This is a genomic window from Klebsiella sp. NPDC088457, assembly GCF_044900465.1.
Lineage (GTDB): Bacteria > Pseudomonadota > Gammaproteobacteria > Enterobacterales > Enterobacteriaceae > Klebsiella.
Genome location: NZ_JBJDNH010000016.1, coordinates 19,522 through 36,574, shown reverse-complemented (window position 1 = coordinate 36,574; position 17,053 = coordinate 19,522). Strand labels below are relative to the sequence as shown.

Here is a 17,053-nt window from a genome sequence, read left to right as displayed (position 1 = left end):
AGCCAGGCAAAAAGCCTGGCTTTGTTCTGGAATAAGGCGGTGCCTAACTCGACGTTTCGCCCGATGGCTGATAAAGCAGAGCTATTATCAGGAGTTGGACGGCAGGCACCTTGTTGTGCGTCATTCGAAGTTTATGTAGCGCGTCCCGAAGGGGCTGACATAAGAAGGTGAATGAGCCACTGACTATTATTATGCATGAACTATGCCACATCACAAAACATTTTATTAACACAATGAAATATAATGATTTTATAGCATTAGTCTTCATTATCCGGCATGGTTGCTTTTCACCCACACTGTCGCTCTTTAGCAACACATAAATGCCCGATCCACAGCTCTATTTAAAATCAATGACTTAAATGTCTCCATCTGGCGACACCCTTCTCCTGGGTTTGTCGGCGAATCCCGACACCTTCAGGCGACCGCCGTCACAAACAAAAAAGCCCTCTGCCGGAGCAGAAGGCTTAATGGTGCCGGGTAACGCGCAGAAGACCTCTCCTTCATCAGAGAGGCCTGTAATCTGGGTTAGCCCAGCTGCTTACGCGCGTTGCGGAAGATACGCATCCAGGGGCTATCCTCTCCCCAGTTCTCCGGGTGCCAGGAGTTCGCCACGGTGCGGAATACGCGCTCCGGGTGCGGCATCATAATCGTCGCACGACCGCTTTCGCTGGTCACGGCGGTGATCCCGTTCGCGGAACCGTTCGGGTTAGCCGGATAGCTTTCCGTCACCTTACCGAAGTTATCGACAAAGCGCAGCGCCACCAGACCTTTACTCTCCAGCTGCGCCAGATGCGCGCCGTCACGCACTTCCACCTGCCCTTCGCCGTGGGAAACGGCAATCGGCATCATCGAGCCGGCCATGCCCTGCAGCAGCAGAGACGGGCTTTGCGTCACTTCGACCAGGCTGAAGCGCGCTTCAAAGCGGTCGGAATAGTTACGCACAAAGCGCGGCCACAGGTCGCTTCCCGGGATGAGCTCACGCAGGTTGGACATCATCTGGCAACCATTACACACGCCCAGCGCCAGAGTCTGCGGACGGTGGAAGAAGGTGGCAAACTCATCACGCACGCGCTCGTTGAACAGAATGGATTTCGCCCAGCCTTCGCCGGCGCCTAACACGTCGCCATACGAGAAGCCGCCGCAGGCCACCAGCGCCTGGAAATCGGCCAGTCCGGTGCGGCCCGCCAGCAGGTCGCTCATGTGTACGTCGATGGCATCAAAGCCCGCGCGGTGGAAAGCGGCCGCCATTTCGACATGCGAGTTAACGCCCTGCTCACGCAGCACCGCCACCTTCGGACGGGCGCCGGTGGCGATATACGGCGCGGCAATATCGTCGTTGATGTCGAAAGAGAGCTTAACGTTGAGGCCCGGATCGTTATCGCGGCTTTTCGCATCGTGTTCGCTGTCGGCACACTCCGGGTTATCGCGCAGACGCTGCATCTGCCAGGTAGTTTCTGCCCACCAGACGCGCAGCGTAGTGCGGCTTTCACTGAATAGCGGATGGCCATCGGCGGTGATAACAAAACGGTCGCCTGCGGTCGCCTGGCCCAGATAATGAACGCAATCCGCCAGACCGTGCGAGGCCAGCAGCGCTTCGACCGCCTCGCGATCCGCCGCCCGAACCTGAATGACCGCCCCCAGCTCTTCGTTAAACAGCGCCGCCAGACGATCGTCGCCCAGCGCGGCGATATCTGCCGTCAGGCCGCAGTGACCGGTAAAGGCCATCTCGGCCAGCGTCACCAGCAAACCACCGTCGGAACGGTCGTGGTAAGCCAGCAGCTGACGTTCTGCCACCAGGGCCTGCATCGCATCCCAGAAGCCCTTCAGCTGCGCCACATCGCGCACGTCAGCCGGGGCATCGCCCAGCTGGCGGTAGACCTGCGCCAGGGCGGTAGCGCCAAGCGCGTTACGACCTTTACCCAGATCAATCAGCAACAGGGCGTTATCTTCGGTGGAGAGCTGCGGAGTCACGGTGCGACGCACATCTTCCACGCGAGCAAAAGCGGAAATCACCAGCGACAGCGGGGAAGTCATCTCGCGCTGCTCGCTGCCTTCCTGCCAGCGGGTTTTCATCGACATCGAATCTTTACCCACCGGAATGGTCAGCCCCAGGGCCGGACACAGCTCCTCACCCACCGCTTTCACCGCTTCATACAGACCGGCATCTTCACCCGGGTGACCGGCAGCCGCCATCCAGTTAGCGGAGAGCTTCACGCGATTTAAAGCGCCAATTTGCGTTGCCGCCACGTTGGTCAGCGCTTCGCCGACCGCCAGGCGGGCGGAAGCGGCAAAGTCCAGCAGGGCGACCGGCGCACGTTCACCTATCGCCATCGCTTCGCCGTAGTAGCTGTCGAGGCTGGCGGTAGTCACCGCGCAGTTCGCCACCGGGATCTGCCATGGGCCCACCATCTGATCGCGCGCCACCATCCCGGTCACGGTGCGGTCGCCAATGGTGACGAGGAAGGTTTTCTCCGCCACGGCCGGTAAATGCAGGACGCGATTGACAGCATCCGCAAGCGTGATCTCCTGCCGGTCCAGCGCTTCGCCTTTAACTTTCAGGGTCTGCACGTCACGGGTCATTTTCGGCGTTTTACCCAGCAGCACATCCAGCGGCAGATCGATCGGCTGGTCGTTGAAATGGGCATCGCTCATGCTCAGATGCAGCGCTTCAGTGGCTTCACCGATCACCGCGTACGGCGCACGCTCGCGACGACACAGCTCATCAAACAGCGGCAGCTGTTCTGGCGCCACCGCCAGCACATAGCGTTCCTGCGATTCGTTACACCAGATTTCCAGCGGGCTCATCCCCGGCTCATCGCTCAGGATATCGCGCAGCTGGAACTTGCCGCCGCGGCCGCCGTCGCTGACCAGCTCCGGCATGGCGTTGGACAGGCCGCCGGCGCCGACGTCGTGGATAAACAGAATCGGGTTCTCATCGCCCAGCTGCCAGCAGCGGTCGATCACCTCCTGGCAGCGACGTTCCATTTCCGGGTTGTCGCGCTGGACCGAGGCAAAATCGAGATCGGCGTCAGACTGACCGGAGGCCATAGAGGAGGCCGCCCCGCCGCCCAGGCCGATATTCATCGCCGGGCCGCCAAGGACAATCAGCTTCGCTCCAACGCTGATCTCGCCTTTCTGCACGTGCTCGCCGCGGATGTTGCCGATGCCGCCCGCCAGCATGATCGGTTTGTGGTACCCGCGCAGCTCTTCGCCGTTGTGGCTGGTGACTTTTTCTTCATAGGTACGGAAGTAGCCGTTCAGCGCCGGACGACCAAATTCGTTGTTAAACGCAGCGCCCCCCAGCGGGCCTTCGGTCATAATATCCAGAGCGGTAACGATACGATCCGGTTTGCCGAAATCCTCTTCCCACGGCTGTTCAAAGCCCGGGATACGCAGGTTAGAGACCGAGAAACCAACCAGCCCCGCCTTCGGTTTCGCCCCACGGCCGGTTGCGCCTTCATCGCGGATCTCGCCGCCGGAACCGGTCGCCGCGCCCGGCCACGGAGAAATGGCCGTCGGGTGGTTGTGGGTTTCCACTTTCATCAGGATGTGCGCCGCTTCCTGGTGGTAGTCATAACGCCCTTGTTCACGATCGGCAAAGAAGCGCCCCACCCGGGAGCCTTCCATCACCGCGGCGTTATCTTTATAGGCGGACAGGACGTAATCCGGCGTCTTTTCGAAAGTGTTTTTGATCATCTTAAACAGCGACTTCGGCTGCTGTTCGCCATCGATGACCCAATCGGCGTTAAAAATTTTGTGACGGCAGTGCTCAGAGTTCGCCTGGGCAAACATATACAGCTCAATGTCGTTCGGATTGCGGCCGAGCTTTTTAAATGCGTCCTGCAGATAGTCGATTTCGTCATCCGCCAGCGCCAGCCCCAGACGGAGGTTAGCGTCTATCAGCGCCTGACGGCCCTGACTCAGCAGATCGACGCTGGTTACCGGCGTCGGTTGATGCTGAGCGAACAGCTTCTCGCCCTCTTCCAGGGTAGCAAATACGCTTTCCATCATCCGGTCGTGGAGTTCGCTCGCGACCACGGCCCATTGCTCTTCGCTCAGGGTACCTGCTTCAACGTAGTACGCTACGCCGCGCTCCAGGCGCACCACCTGTGCGAGGCCGCAGTTATGCGCGATATCGGTAGCTTTAGAAGACCAGGGGGAGATGGTGCCAGGGCGGGGGGTGACGAGCAGTAATTTACCGGTTGGGGTATGGCTGTTTAAATTGGGGCCATACTTGAGCAGTCGCACCAGCCTCTCACGTTCGTCAGCGCTGAGCGGCGCGTTCAGATCGGCAAAATGAACATACTCTGCATATAGTGTGCTAACCGGCAGGTTGGCCGCCTGGAAACGTGCCAGCAGTTTGTTAATACGAAATGCCGACAGTGCAGGTGAACCACGCAAAATTTCCATCATAAGTCTCTCGTCTTCGCAGCTTTCAATATGAGCCAGGGGGGAAACGGGCGCCATTATAGTGAATCCTGCGCCGCGACGAAACCGTTTGCGTGGAAATAAAATCATTCCCTGGCTTTATCATTTAATGTGACCTGCCTCGCGAATAAGTTGCCAACTGGCGCATTCTTAAGCAAAATGCCGCTCATTCATCGACTGTCTTTTTACTTTTCCGCTCATAGCCTGCTGAGGAACACAGAGCTGCAGAAGATTAACTCTCTGAAAAAATTAAAGATTAATTATCTGCTCATCGGCATTGTGACCCTGTTGCTGGCGGCCGCCCTGTGGCCGTCGATCCCGTGGTCCGGCAAACCCGAGAACCGGGTGGCGGGGATAATGGCGCGCGGCGAGCTGCGCATCAGTACCATCAATTCGCCGCTAACCTTTGCGAGCATCAATGACAACACCTACGGGCTGGATTACGAACTGGCAAAACAGTTTGCCGACTACCTCGGGGTGAAGCTGAAAGTGACCGTCCGGCAGAATATCAGCCAGCTATTTGACGACCTCAATGACGGCGACGCCGATATGCTGGCCGCCGGGTTGGTCTACAACTCAGAGCGGGTGAAAAACTATCAGCCCGGGCCGAGCTACTATTCGGTATCGCAGCAGCTGGTCTACCGGGTTGGCGGCCTGCGGCCGCGTAGCCTCGCCAACCTCACGGCACAACAGCTGCTGATCGCCCCGGGTCATGTGGCGATAAATGACCTGCAGGCCCTGAAAAGCAATAAATATCCGGACCTCGACTGGCGCGTTGATGAGAAACGCGGGACAACGGCGCTGATGCAGGCGGTGATTGATGGCGAGCTGGATTACACCATTGCCGACTCGGTGGCGGTGAGTCTGTTCCAGCGTGTGCATCCGGAGCTGGCGGTAGCGCTGGATATCAGCGATGAGCAGCCGGTCACCTGGTTTAGCGCCAGGAGCGAGGACAATTCGCTGTCCGCGGCGATGCTTGATTTCTTCAACACGATGAATGAGGACGGCACGCTGGCGCGACTGGAAGAAAAGTACCTCGGTCACGGCAACGATTTCGATTATGTCGATACGCGGACTTTCCTGCGTGCCGTCGAAAACGTCCTGCCGGACCTGCAGCCGATGTTTGAGAAATACGCCCGGCAGATCGACTGGCGCCTGCTGGCAGCGATTTCATGGCAGGAATCACACTGGGATCCGCAGGCGACCTCGCCGACCGGGGTCCGCGGGATGATGATGCTCACCAGAAACACCGCTCAGAGTCTGGGATTGACCGACCGGACCGATGCCGAGCAAAGCCTCAGCGGCGGCATGCGCTACCTGCAGGATATGATGAGCAAGATACCAGACTCGGTGCCCAAAGATGAACGCATCTGGTTTGCGCTGGCGGCTTACAATATGGGTTACGCCCATATCCTTGACGCAATCACCCTGACGAAAAAACAGAAGGGCAACCCCGACAGCTGGGCGGACGTCAAGCAGCGCCTGCCGCTATTAAGCCAGAAGCCTTATTACAGCAGGCTGAAATATGGCTACGCCCGCGGTCATGAGGCCTATGCTTACGTCGAGAATATCCGCAAATACCACATCAGCCTGGTGGGCTATCTGTCCGAGAAAGAGAAAAAGGATGAGCAGCGGCTGGCGATTGCCGGCGACTATCCGGCGGTGATGCCGGAAGAACTCGATAAAGAAGAACGCCCGGCGCCCTTTTTCCAGTTTCGCGCGGAAACCTTAGTCGACAACGCCAGATTCAAAATCCCGGGACTGGGGCACTAGGCCTCCCCGCCCTGACGCATCTTTTTCTGCGCCTTTTTCTCTTCGCGCCGCCAGCGAAAAAAATCACTGAGCATACCTGAGCACGACGCCGCCAGGATACCTTCGCTGATCGCCACCCGATGGTTCATCCCGGGATGGTGCAGGACATCGATCAGCGAACCGGCCGCGCCGGTTTTTGCGTCCCGGGCGCCAAATACCAGCCGTGAAATCCGGCTATGGACCATCGCGCCAGCGCACATCACGCACGGTTCGAGGGTGACATACAGCGTCGCGTCGATCAGACGGTAGTTTTGCAGCACCAGCCCCCCCTGACGCAGCGCCATGATCTCGGCATGCGCCGTTGGGTCATGCCGCCCGATAGGACGGTTCCAACCTTCGCCGATAACCTGGTTGTTGTGCACCAGCACGGCGCCCACCGGCACTTCGCCCTCTTCCCAGGCGCGTTTCGCCAGCGTCAACGCGTGACGCATCCAGTATTCATCGTTCAGTTCATGGTCAGACAAAGCGGGTACTCCTGCGGAAAAAGCGGGGCGCATTATACATGGCCGATCGCCAGGACACACTATTCTAACTGGTGAAGATCGCCCTGCAGCGTGACCCGCCAGCGGTGCTGGCAAAAACAGAGCAGCGGATTATCCTGCTCGCTGTCGCTATAGCCGCTGTACAGCTGTAGCGGCGCGCCGATTTTTTGCTCCAGCTGGGCGACTTTCTCATGGCCAAGGCAGCGTAACGTCAGGCCCCAGCCGCCGCAGCGGCGCTCCATCCGGCTGGCGATCACATTCACCCGCGGCAGCCAGGCGGTATCAAAATAGACCTGTTCAACCAGCGATTGCGGTGACCCGGTAATCAGCCAGACGTCGGCGTCGCTGCTGGTCAGATAGTCCGTGAGCCGGGCCTGCACCACCGGAAAGGCCGTCACATGCTGGCGAAACCAGCTGACAAAATCGGCCTCAAGGCGCTTGAGCGTGGCCTCGCGGTGCCCGAACGTCGCCGCCCACAGCAGCAGGCTCATCGGCCAGCGCGCCGCCCGGCCGTGCAATAATAGCCCCGCCAGAATCAGCGGCAGTAACGGGATCGCCAGCAGCAGGTTCAGCGGCTGATGACGCAGGACATAGCGTAAGAAACTGCCGAACATATCCTGCTGGTGCAAAGTCCCATCGAGATCAAAAAAGACCACTCGCCGTATGCTGCTATTCAAACCTGACCTCTTTTTTACCGGTAATCGAATCTGGTGCCGATAGCTTAACAGTCTTGCGCCAGGAATATTAAAAACATCCGCCGACGTTAAGCCTGGGTTTAGGTCGTTCGCTGCCGCCAATAAATCTCGCCGGTAGAATTTTTAATTCGCAGTAATCCTCTTATAATCGAATACAATATTCTTTCAGCAGAGGGCGAAAGTTGTCCTGAGGAAAACCGATGAACTGTTTAATCCGCATTCGCCAGCGTTACCCGTCGCTGGCGGCAAGCGATAAGAAGCTGGCAGACTTTATTCTGGCCCAGCCGGACCAGACCCGCCACCTCAGTTCACAGCAGCTGGCGGGTGAGGCTGGCGTCAGCCAGTCCAGCGTCGTGAAATTCGCGCAGAAGATGGGATTTAAAGGGTTCCCGGCGCTGAAGCTGGCATTAAGCGAAGCGCTGGCCAGCGCGCCCGATCCGCAGTCGGTCCCGGTGCATAACCAGATCCGCGGCGACGATCCGCTGCGCCTGGTCGGCGAGAAGCTGATAAAGGATAACGTGGCGGCGATGCACGCCTCGCTGGATGTCAACAGCGAAGAGAAGCTGCTTGAAGCCGTTGCCCTCCTGCGCAACGCCCGACGGGTGATCGTTACCGGCATCGGCGCGTCGGGCCTGGTGGCGCGCAATTTCAGCTGGAAGCTGATGAAAATCGGGATTAACGCCGTCTCTGAACAGGATATGCATGCCCTGCTCGCCACCGTGCAGGCGATGTCGTCTGACGATCTGCTGCTGGCAATTTCTTATTCCGGCGAACGCCGTGAAATCAACATGGCCGCCGGGGAAGCGCTACGCGTCGGCTGCCGGATCCTGGCGATCACCGGTTTCACCCCCAACGCCCTGCAACAGCAGGCCACGCAGTGTCTGTATACTATTGCCGAAGAGCAAGCGACCCGCAGCGCCGCGATCTCCTCCACCAGCGCGCAGATGATGCTTACCGATCTGCTGTTTATGGCGCTGGTTCAGCAGGATCTGGAACATGCGCCGGATCGGATCCGCCACAGCGAGGCGCTGGTGAAAAAACTGGTGTGAGCAGAAAATGGGCGTATAATGCCCGCCCTGTTTGTGTTGTTTCTGAGAATTTCCTGATGGCGCTGTTAATCACCAAAAAATGTATCAACTGCGATATGTGCGAGCCGGAATGCCCGAACGAGGCGATTTCGATGGGTGATAGCATTTACGAAATTAACAGCGACCGCTGCACGGAGTGCGTGGGCCATTATGAGACCCCGACCTGCCAGAAAGTGTGCCCGATCCCGAATACGATTCTGAAAGACCCGGCACACGTCGAAAATGAAGAGCAGCTGTGGGACAAGTTTGTCTTAATGCACCACGCGGATAAAATCTAAAACCGCGGCCGGGGCACTTTAACTCTCAACAATCACCGTCGCACAGGCGTAATGGCGCTCATCGGCCAGCGTCACGTGAATGCTACTGACCCCCAGACGCTCCGCCAGATTCTTAGCCTCGCCCCATAAACGTAGCTTAGGCTTCCCCAGTTCATCGTTGTAAACTTCAAACTGATTAAAAGCCAATCCGTTACGGATACCGGTCCCCAGGGCTTTCGCCGCCGCCTCTTTCACCGCAAAGCGCTTGGCCAGAAAACGGACCGGCTGCTGGTGCTGTTGCCATATCGCCCACTCGCTGTCACTGAGTACGCGCCGGGCGAGACGATCGCCGCTCCGGGCGATCACCGCTTCAATACGGGTAATTTCTACAATATCGGTGCCCAGCCCCAGAATAGCCATTACCCGCGGGCTTCCTGCATCAGCCGTTTCATCTCCGCCACCGCCTCTTTCAGGCCGCTCATCACCGCACGGCCAATAATCGCGTGGCCAATGTTCAGCTCGTGCATTTCCGGGATCCGGGCGATCGCCTGCACGTTATGGTAGGTCAGGCCGTGGCCGGCATTAACCTTCAGACCAAGGCTCGCGGCATAGGTTGCCGCCGTCGCGATACGCTCAAGCTCTTTTGCCTGCCGGGCGTCGGTTTCGGCATCCGCGTAGCAACCGGTATGGATTTCGATATACGGCGCGCCGACGTCCGCCGCCGCTTTAATTTGCTCAGCATCGGCATCAATGAACAGCGAGACCAGAATACCGGCATCGGCAAGACGCGTGCAGGCATCGCGCATTTTCTCGCGCTGGCCGGCGACGTCCAGGCCACCTTCCGTCGTCACTTCCTGGCGTTTTTCCGGCACCAGGCAGCAGAAATGCGGTTTAGTTTCGCAGGCGATGGTCAGCATCTCTTCGGTGACCGCCATCTCCAGATTCATTCGGGTGTCGAGCGTCTGGCGCAGGATGCGGACATCACGGTCGGTTATATGGCGACGGTCTTCGCGCAGATGAACGGTAATGCCATCAGCGCCGGCCTGCTCGGCGATAAAGGCCGCCTGAACCGGATCCGGATAGGCGGTGCCACGCGCGTTACGCAGCGTCGCGATATGGTCAATATTGACCCCTAACAGTAATTCAGCCATGACAATCCTCATTGATCGTTATTCGTTTTATCTGCTCGCGCCGCTCGTGCGGGCATAAACTGGCGAAACAGCTCCCGACTCTTGAGCGGTTTACCGCCAAGATACGGCTTCAGGGCGATACGGGTAAAGCGCTTTGCGGCACGCAGCGCATCGCTATCCGGGAATTCACGGTTAGCCAGCGCTTTCAAATGGTGCCCGGTAAAGGTGTTGTTATCAATAACCACGCTGGCGATAAAGCCTTTTTCTTCACGATAGCGATAGGTCATGGTGTCATCCACCGCTTCGCCGCTGCCGGCACAGTGGAGAAAGTCGACGCCATAACCCAGGTGCCCCAACAGCGCCAGTTCAAAACGACGTAGGGCCGGTTCCGGCGTCCCGCTTGCGCCCGCCAGCGCCTGCAGACAATGCAGGTAATCGAAAAACAGTTCAGAGAAGCGCGTCTCATGTTCCAGCACACGTGACAGCAGCTCATTGACATACAGGCCGCTGTAAAGCGTGATGCCGCTGAGCGGAAGGGCTAACGAGACGGCTTCGGCGCTGCGTAGCGTTTTGACTTCGCCACGACCGCCAAAGCGGAGAAGTAAGGGGGTAAAAGGCTGGAGTGCGCCTTTGAGGTTGGAGCGTCTGGAACGGGCGCCTTTTGCTACCAGGCGCACGCGACCCGACTCTTCCGTGAAGACGTCCAGCATCAGGCTGGTTTCGCTCCAGGGACGACTATGCAGAACGAAAGCGCGCTGCCAGCCTTCCATCATACGCGTCGTCTTTCAGCTTGCCGGGGCGTTGGCTGCGCCCACTCTCCCCGGTCACTGACTAAAATAAGCTCCCGGGGACGCGCGGTCTTGCCGCCTGCCTGCACCTCGAAAGCCATAGGGTAGCAAACTCAGAGATCGTCAACGTAACCGAGACTGCGCAGCGCGCGCTCGTCGTCGGCCCAGCCGGATTTCACTTTCACCCACAGTTCGAGGTGAACCGGCGCTTCGAACATATCCTGCATGTCTTTACGGGCTTCAATACCGATGGTTTTGATTTTGGCGCCTTTGTTGCCAATCACCATCTTCTTCTGCCCTTCGCGCTCCACCAGAATCAGGCCATTGATATCATAACCGCCGCGTTCATTGGTCTGGAATCGCTCGATTTCTACCGTAACGGAATACGGCAGTTCGGCGCCGAGGAAACGCATCAGCTTTTCACGGATGATTTCGGAGGCCATAAAGCGCTGCGAACGGTCGGTAATGTAATCTTCCGGGAAGTGATGAATCGCCTCCGGCAGATGCTTACGCACGATCCCGGCGATAGTATCCACGTTCATCCCGGTTTCCGCAGAAATCGGTACGATATCGAGGAAGTTCATCTGGCTTGCCAGGAACTGCAGGTGCGGCAGCAGATCGGCCTTCTCCTGCACGTTATCCACTTTATTGACCGCCAGGATGACCGGAGCTCTGGCATCACGCAGCTTGCCCAGCACCATTTCATCATCCGCCGTCCAGCGGGTGCCTTCAACCACAAAAATCACCAGCTCAACGTCGCCGATCGAGCTGCTTGCCGCTTTGTTCATCAGGCGGTTAATCGCCCGCTTTTCTTCCATATGCAGACCGGGGGTATCAACATAAATGGCCTGATACGGCCCTTCGGTATGGATACCGACAATACGGTGACGCGTGGTCTGCGCTTTGCGGGAAGTAATCGAAATCTTCTGCCCAAGCAGCTTGTTCAACAGCGTGGATTTACCCACGTTCGGGCGGCCAACGATGGCGACAAACCCGCAATAACTTTTATCGATGCTCATTCCAGCTCCAGCTTTTTCAGCGCCTGTTCGGCGGCAGCCTGCTCCGCCTTGCGACGGCTGGAACCTGTGCCAACCACCGGTTCACTCAGGCCACTGACCTGGCAGTGGATAGTAAATTCCTGATCGTGTGCTTCACCGCGCACCTGCACCACCAGATAAGACGGCAGCGGCAGGTGGCGACCTTGCAGATACTCCTGCAAACGGGTCTTCGGATCTTTTTGCTTATCGCCCGGGCTGATTTCGTCCAGACGAGTTTGATACCAGGTGAGAATCAGGCGCTCGACGTTCTGGATATCGCTGTCGAGGAAAACCCCGCCGATTAAAGCTTCAACGGTATCTGCCAGAATAGACTCACGACGGAAACCGCCGCTTTTCAGCTCACCCGGCCCAAGACGCAGACACTCACCCAGCTCAAACTCACGGGCGATTTCCGCCAGCGTGTTGCCGCGTACCAACGTCGCGCGCATACGGCTCATATCCCCTTCGTCTACCCGTGGGAAACGATGATAGAGCGCATTCGCGATCACAAAACTCAAAATTGAGTCACCTAAAAATTCCAGGCGCTCATTGTGTTTGCTGCTGGCACTGCGATGAGTTAATGCCTGTTGCAACAGCTCCTGATGATGAAAAGTGTAGCCCAGCTTCCGTTGAAGCCGATTAATTACGATGGGGTTCATGCGTTACCAGTAAATGAATGCGTCAAAAATGCAGCACACGAAACCGACCTGGGCAGCCCTGCCAACCTTCAGATTGCCTGTGCGCTAACCTGCCGCTTTCCTGCAACCCAAATTATTCAGAGTAAAATCAACCAACGCGGTTTCGTGTGCAGTGTCACTCTTCCGAGAGACAACCAAAACTTCGGGGGGATATTCTATACGCAACGACAAGGGATGTCGTTAGTTTGAATAGATTTAAATATTAAATAATTCACGCTGCCAATATTGCGATGGCAGCGTGAATCAGGCAGGGAAATTAATGAATGCCGCCAATACGTGATAAACGCACGCCGGTCGGCCACTCACCTTCCTGTTTTTCGAAACTCATCCAGATCGCCGTGGCTTTACCCACCAGGTTGGCTTCTGGCACAAAGCCCCAGTAACGGCTGTCAGCGCTGTTATCGCGGTTATCGCCCATCATGAAGTAATGGCCCGGCGGCACGATCCAGGTTGCCAGCGGCAGAGCGGACTGATGGTAGTACATCCCGACCTGATCCTGGGCAATCGGTACGGTCAGGATGCGGTGAGTCACCTCACCCAGCGTCTCTTTACGCTCGGTCAGACGAATACCATCATCCTTGCTTTCGCCTTTTGGCAGTTGCCAGAATCCGCTGGTCGCTTCGCCGCCGTTCTGCCGCGAGAAAGTCTGGACGAAATCGCTCGGCTCAACGTTGGAATAAGTCACCGGCAGCGCGTTACCACATGCCTGGCCGGAACTGCAGCCTGGCTGGATGGTGACCTGTTTGCTCAGCGGGTCATAGGTGATTTTATCGCCCGGCAAACCGACAGCGCGCTTAATATAGTCCAGACGCGGATCTTCCGGGTATTTAAAGACCACGATATCGCCGCGCTGCGGATGGCCGGTTTCGATCAGCGTCTTCTGGTAGATAGGATCTTTAATGCCGTAGGCAAACTTCTCCACCAGAATAAAATCGCCGATCAGCAGCGTTGGCATCATAGAACCGGACGGGATCTGGAACGGCTCATAGATAAATGAGCGCACCACCAGCACGATTGCCAGCACCGGGAACACCGAGGCCCCCGTTTCCAGCCAGCCCGGTTTCGGGCCGACTTTCTTCAGCGTCTGCTTGTCGAGGCTATCACCGGTCGCTGCCTGGGCAGCGGCCTGACGTTCACGACGTTTTGGGGCGAAGATAAATTTATCCAGGCACCATAAAAGCCCCGTCACCAGGGTTGCGATCACCAGGATCAGGGCAAACATGTTCGCCATGCCAACTCCTTAAATTATTTTCCGTCTTTACCGACGTGCAGAATGGCGAGGAACGCTTCCTGCGGCAGCTCAACGTTACCCACTTGCTTCATACGTTTTTTACCGTCTTTCTGCTTCTGCAGCAGCTTTTTCTTACGGCTGACGTCACCGCCGTAGCATTTCGCCAGTACGTTTTTACGCAGCTGTTTGACGGTGGAACGGGCAATGATGTGGTTGCCGATAGCGGCCTGAATAGCAATATCGAACTGCTGACGTGGGATCAGCTCTTTCATCTTCTCCACCAGCTCGCGGCCACGGTACGGCGCGTTGTCATTGTGGGTGATCAGTGCCAGCGCATCGACGCGCTCGCCGTTGATCAACACGTCCACACGCACCATGTTGGAGGCCTGGAAGCGTTTGAAGTTATAGTCCAGCGACGCATAGCCGCGGGAGGTTGACTTCAGACGATCGAAGAAATCGAGCACCACTTCCGCCATCGGAATTTCATAGGTCAGCGCGACTTGTTTACCGTGGTAAACCATGTTGGTCTGCACGCCGCGTTTCTCAATACACAGCGTGATGACGTTACCCAGGTACTCCTGCGGCAGCAGCATGTGACATTCCGCAATCGGCTCACGCAGTTCCTGAATATTATTCAGCGGCGGCAGCTTGGACGGGCTATCGACATAGATAACATCTTTCGACGTCGTTTCAACTTCATAGACCACCGTCGGCGCAGTGGTGATCAGGTCCAGATCGTATTCACGCTCCAGACGCTCCTGAATGATTTCCATGTGCAGCAGACCCAGGAAGCCGCAGCGGAAGCCGAAGCCCAGCGCCGTGGAGCTTTCTGGCTCATAGAACAGGGAAGCATCGTTCAGGCTCAGTTTACCCAGCGCATCGCGGAAGCTTTCGTAATCATCAGAACTGACCGGGAACAGACCGGCATACACCTGCGGTTTCACTTTCTTGAAGCCTGGCAGGGCTTTGTCTGCCGGGTTACGGGACGTGGTCAGGGTATCCCCTACCGGGGCGCCGAGAATGTCTTTAATCGCGCAGACCAGCCAGCCTACCTCGCCGCATTTCAGCTCGTTACGGTCAACCTGTTTTGGCGTGAAAATGCCCAGACGGTCGGCGTTATAGATCTGCCCGGTGCTCATGACCTTGATTTTGTCGCCTTTACGCATGGTGCCGTTTTTAATACGCACCAGCGAAACGACTCCGAGGTAGTTGTCGAACCAGGAGTCGATGATCAGCGCCTGCAGCGGAGCATCCGCGTCGCCTTCCGGTGGCGGGATATCGCGCACCAGACGTTCGAGAACGTCCGGAACACCCACGCCGGTTTTCGCTGAACAGCGCACTGCATCGGCAGCATCAATGCCAACGATGTCTTCAATTTCTTCCGCTACGCGCTCCGGATCGGCCGCAGGCAGGTCGATTTTGTTGAGGACCGGCACCACTTCCAGATCCATTTCCATGGCGGTATAGCAGTTAGCCAGGGTCTGGGCTTCCACCCCCTGACCGGCATCGACCACCAGCAGCGCACCTTCACAGGCGGCGAGAGAACGTGACACCTCATAAGAGAAGTCAACGTGCCCTGGGGTGTCGATAAAGTTCAGTTGATAGGTTTCGCCATTGGTCGCTTTATAATCCAGGGTGACGCTTTGCGCCTTAATGGTGATGCCACGCTCACGTTCAAGATCCATGGAGTCCAGTACCTGGGCTTCCATTTCACGATCGGAAAGGCCACCGCAAATCTGGATGATACGGTCAGACAACGTCGATTTACCGTGGTCGATATGAGCGATGATTGAAAAGTTACGTATATTCTTCATATTTAGAGTTAATTATGCCTTACGCGTATCATGAGGCCGCTGTTCTGTGCCTGACGTTTTTTAATCCGAAAACGCCGCATTCTACACTACATCCGCGAAACCAGGAAATGCTCTTACCGCCAGCATAACCGCCATAAATGGCGAGATCCTGCGGGAGTGGTAAATAAAAAATAAAGGCCAGTGGAATCACTGGCCTGGCTCTGAAGAAGGTGTCTCTACGCGCACCAAATCTGGCGGCAGACCAACGCTGATAATGATGGGCTGCCATGACTGACGAGCCGCCAGCCCTGGAGAAAGCCCGCGGGCAACCAGAAAACCGCCGACGCCGCCGAGCAGCGCTCCGCATAGCGAAGCGAAGTCATTGGCGAACAAAACCTGGAAAAGGGATGCCATGACAAACAGCCCCACCAGCGGCGCCATATACACTAACATGGCAGAGCCCAGCAGGCTGCTTTCGGCAATCCCCAGCTCGACTTTCTGCCCCGCGGATAGCGGTTGTTCACTGGGAACGCTAATCGTATGACTGGTTTGCGGTCCCAGCTTGTTCAATACCCGACTGCCGCAGCCGGCACGCGAAGCACAGCTGCTGCAGGAGGCTTTCACGTCACAGTGCACCTGCGCCATGCCGTTATGCCAGGAAACGACGGTTGCCCACTCTTTAATCATTGTACTGCCTTGAACTTGATGCTGTCGGAGATGCGCTTCGCCGTTTGTGGCGGCAGCTCGCCAACCACGGTAATCTCGGCGTTATCGCGTACCGTTGTGCTAACGGTACGGCGCCCGGTGCGTAGCAACTGATCGCTGCTGTTGGCCGTGGCGCGATTCACGTTGATAGAGAAACTAAACAATCCATCTGAATACAGGCGGGATTCCACCGGACCGTCAAATGTCGGCAGGCGGCGCTGACTACTGGAAACTTCGGCCGCGCCCTGCGGCAGCCAGGTAGGCGCCCAGTTAAAGTTGGCTTTATCGCCCCCTTCCGGCACCGACAGTTGCGGAGGCAGGTTCGCCTTCGCCAGCGTTTCCATGCTGCTGCTGACTTTATCGCCGACGCTGAAGGCGACCACCCGGAACTGTTCCAGGGTTTCGCCATCGCGATCGAGCAGATCGACACGCATCGGCAGCCTGGTTTCCGCATCCAGCCAGACAATATAGCTATAGCGCGTGCCGTCCCGCGCCACGACGCGAATCACTTCGCACAGCCGATCGGCAATGCGGGTACGCCCTACGGAGATAAAGTCGTAGTAGGCAGCCAGACGTTTGAAATCGGTATAAGCCAGCGAAGGTAATGAATCGACGATATAGTCACCGTTCAGCGTGAACGGATCGAGTCCCGGTTCAAAATAGCTGATTTCATTGCCCCGCAGCACCACTTCCCGGCGCGGGCCATCGAGCTGTAAAAGCTGAGCGAGAGGTTGGTTGTTCAGCCGCGCGTGGCGATAACGCAGCGACTCAACGCCCTGTTTGTTGATGCTGACGAAGGAGAGCTCATAATTAAGGGACTGGCTGGCCAGGTTCATCTGCTGCAACAACGCCCCGGACGATGTATCAGCCGAGGCGTTGACAGAGAAGAACAGGCTGCCTGCCATGACC

Annotated in this window: 15 protein-coding genes; 3 read left to right on the top strand and 12 right to left on the bottom strand. The window is 57.2% G+C overall.

Annotation, left to right across the window (positions count from 1 at the left end; genetic code table 11):
- Positions 1-525: 525 nt before the first annotated feature.
- On the bottom strand, positions 526-4,413 hold the full coding sequence (gene purL / locus ACI2JR_RS12190; RefSeq protein WP_462478654.1) for a phosphoribosylformylglycinamidine synthase: 3,888 nt from the start codon (positions 4,411-4,413) through the stop codon (positions 526-528).
- Between the two features lie 174 nt (positions 4,414-4,587).
- On the opposite strand from purL, the gene mltF reads away from it, so the two are divergent.
- Complete coding sequence (mltF, locus tag ACI2JR_RS12185; RefSeq protein ID WP_462478653.1) at positions 4,588-6,201, top strand: membrane-bound lytic murein transglycosylase MltF; 1,614 nt, start codon at positions 4,588-4,590, stop codon at positions 6,199-6,201.
- Here mltF and tadA read toward each other — a convergent pair.
- Both tadA and yfhb read right to left on the bottom strand, forming a co-directional pair.
- Positions 6,198-6,704 carry a tRNA adenosine(34) deaminase TadA gene (tadA, locus tag ACI2JR_RS12180; protein ID WP_207896580.1) on the bottom strand — a complete coding sequence of 169 codons (507 nt, stop codon included), beginning with the start codon at positions 6,702-6,704 and terminating at the stop codon, positions 6,198-6,200. The genes mltF and tadA overlap by 4 nt on opposite strands.
- A 59-nt stretch (positions 6,705-6,763) precedes the next feature.
- Positions 6,764-7,399: a phosphatidylglycerophosphatase C gene (gene yfhb, locus ACI2JR_RS12175; protein WP_462478652.1), complete on the bottom strand. Its 636-nt coding sequence runs from the start codon at positions 7,397-7,399 to the stop codon at positions 6,764-6,766.
- A 218-nt stretch (positions 7,400-7,617) separates the two neighbouring features.
- Between yfhb and ACI2JR_RS12170 the strand changes: the two genes are divergently transcribed.
- Complete coding sequence (locus tag ACI2JR_RS12170) at positions 7,618-8,466, top strand: MurR/RpiR family transcriptional regulator (protein ID WP_132726144.1); 849 nt, start codon at positions 7,618-7,620, stop codon at positions 8,464-8,466.
- Positions 8,467-8,522: 56 nt separating this feature from the next.
- Positions 8,523-8,783, top strand: a complete 261-nt coding sequence (locus ACI2JR_RS12165; protein WP_004866440.1) for a YfhL family 4Fe-4S dicluster ferredoxin — start codon at positions 8,523-8,525, stop codon at positions 8,781-8,783.
- An 18-nt stretch (positions 8,784-8,801) separates the two neighbouring features.
- On the opposite strand, the gene acpS is transcribed toward ACI2JR_RS12165, so the two are convergent.
- The 9 genes from acpS to rseB all read right to left on the bottom strand — a co-directional run.
- Positions 8,802-9,182 carry a holo-ACP synthase gene (gene acpS, locus ACI2JR_RS12160; RefSeq protein ID WP_132726150.1) on the bottom strand — a complete coding sequence of 127 codons (381 nt, stop codon included), beginning with the start codon at positions 9,180-9,182 and terminating at the stop codon, positions 8,802-8,804.
- Positions 9,182-9,913, bottom strand: a complete 732-nt coding sequence (pdxJ, locus tag ACI2JR_RS12155; RefSeq protein ID WP_132726152.1) for a pyridoxine 5'-phosphate synthase — start codon at positions 9,911-9,913, stop codon at positions 9,182-9,184. The genes acpS and pdxJ overlap by 1 nt, the downstream gene beginning before the upstream one ends.
- Positions 9,914-9,921: 8 nt before the next feature.
- Positions 9,922-10,662 (bottom strand): DNA repair protein RecO, encoded by a 741-nt coding sequence (gene recO, locus ACI2JR_RS12150; RefSeq protein ID WP_132726308.1) that lies wholly within the window; start codon positions 10,660-10,662, stop codon positions 9,922-9,924.
- Between the two features lie 131 nt (positions 10,663-10,793).
- On the bottom strand, positions 10,794-11,699 hold the full coding sequence (gene era / locus ACI2JR_RS12145) for a GTPase Era (RefSeq protein WP_004866448.1): 906 nt from the start codon (positions 11,697-11,699) through the stop codon (positions 10,794-10,796).
- Positions 11,696-12,376: a ribonuclease III gene (gene rnc / locus ACI2JR_RS12140; RefSeq protein WP_004866451.1), complete on the bottom strand. Its 681-nt coding sequence runs from the start codon at positions 12,374-12,376 to the stop codon at positions 11,696-11,698. Before rnc ends, era begins: the two co-directional genes overlap by 4 nt.
- Positions 12,377-12,671: 295 nt before the next feature.
- Positions 12,672-13,646 (bottom strand): signal peptidase I, encoded by a 975-nt coding sequence (lepB, locus tag ACI2JR_RS12135; protein WP_132726155.1) that lies wholly within the window; start codon positions 13,644-13,646, stop codon positions 12,672-12,674.
- Between the two features lie 14 nt (positions 13,647-13,660).
- Positions 13,661-15,460, bottom strand: coding sequence for a translation elongation factor 4 (lepA, locus tag ACI2JR_RS12130; protein ID WP_462478651.1), 1,800 nt, complete (start codon positions 15,458-15,460; stop codon positions 13,661-13,663).
- A gap of 186 nt (positions 15,461-15,646) precedes the next feature.
- Positions 15,647-16,126, bottom strand: coding sequence for a SoxR-reducing system protein RseC (gene rseC, locus ACI2JR_RS12125; RefSeq protein ID WP_132726161.1), 480 nt, complete (start codon positions 16,124-16,126; stop codon positions 15,647-15,649).
- On the bottom strand, positions 16,123-17,053 hold a 931-nt coding region (rseB, locus tag ACI2JR_RS12120; RefSeq protein ID WP_462478650.1), incomplete at its 5' end, for a sigma-E factor regulatory protein RseB. The genes rseC and rseB, both read right to left, overlap by 4 nt.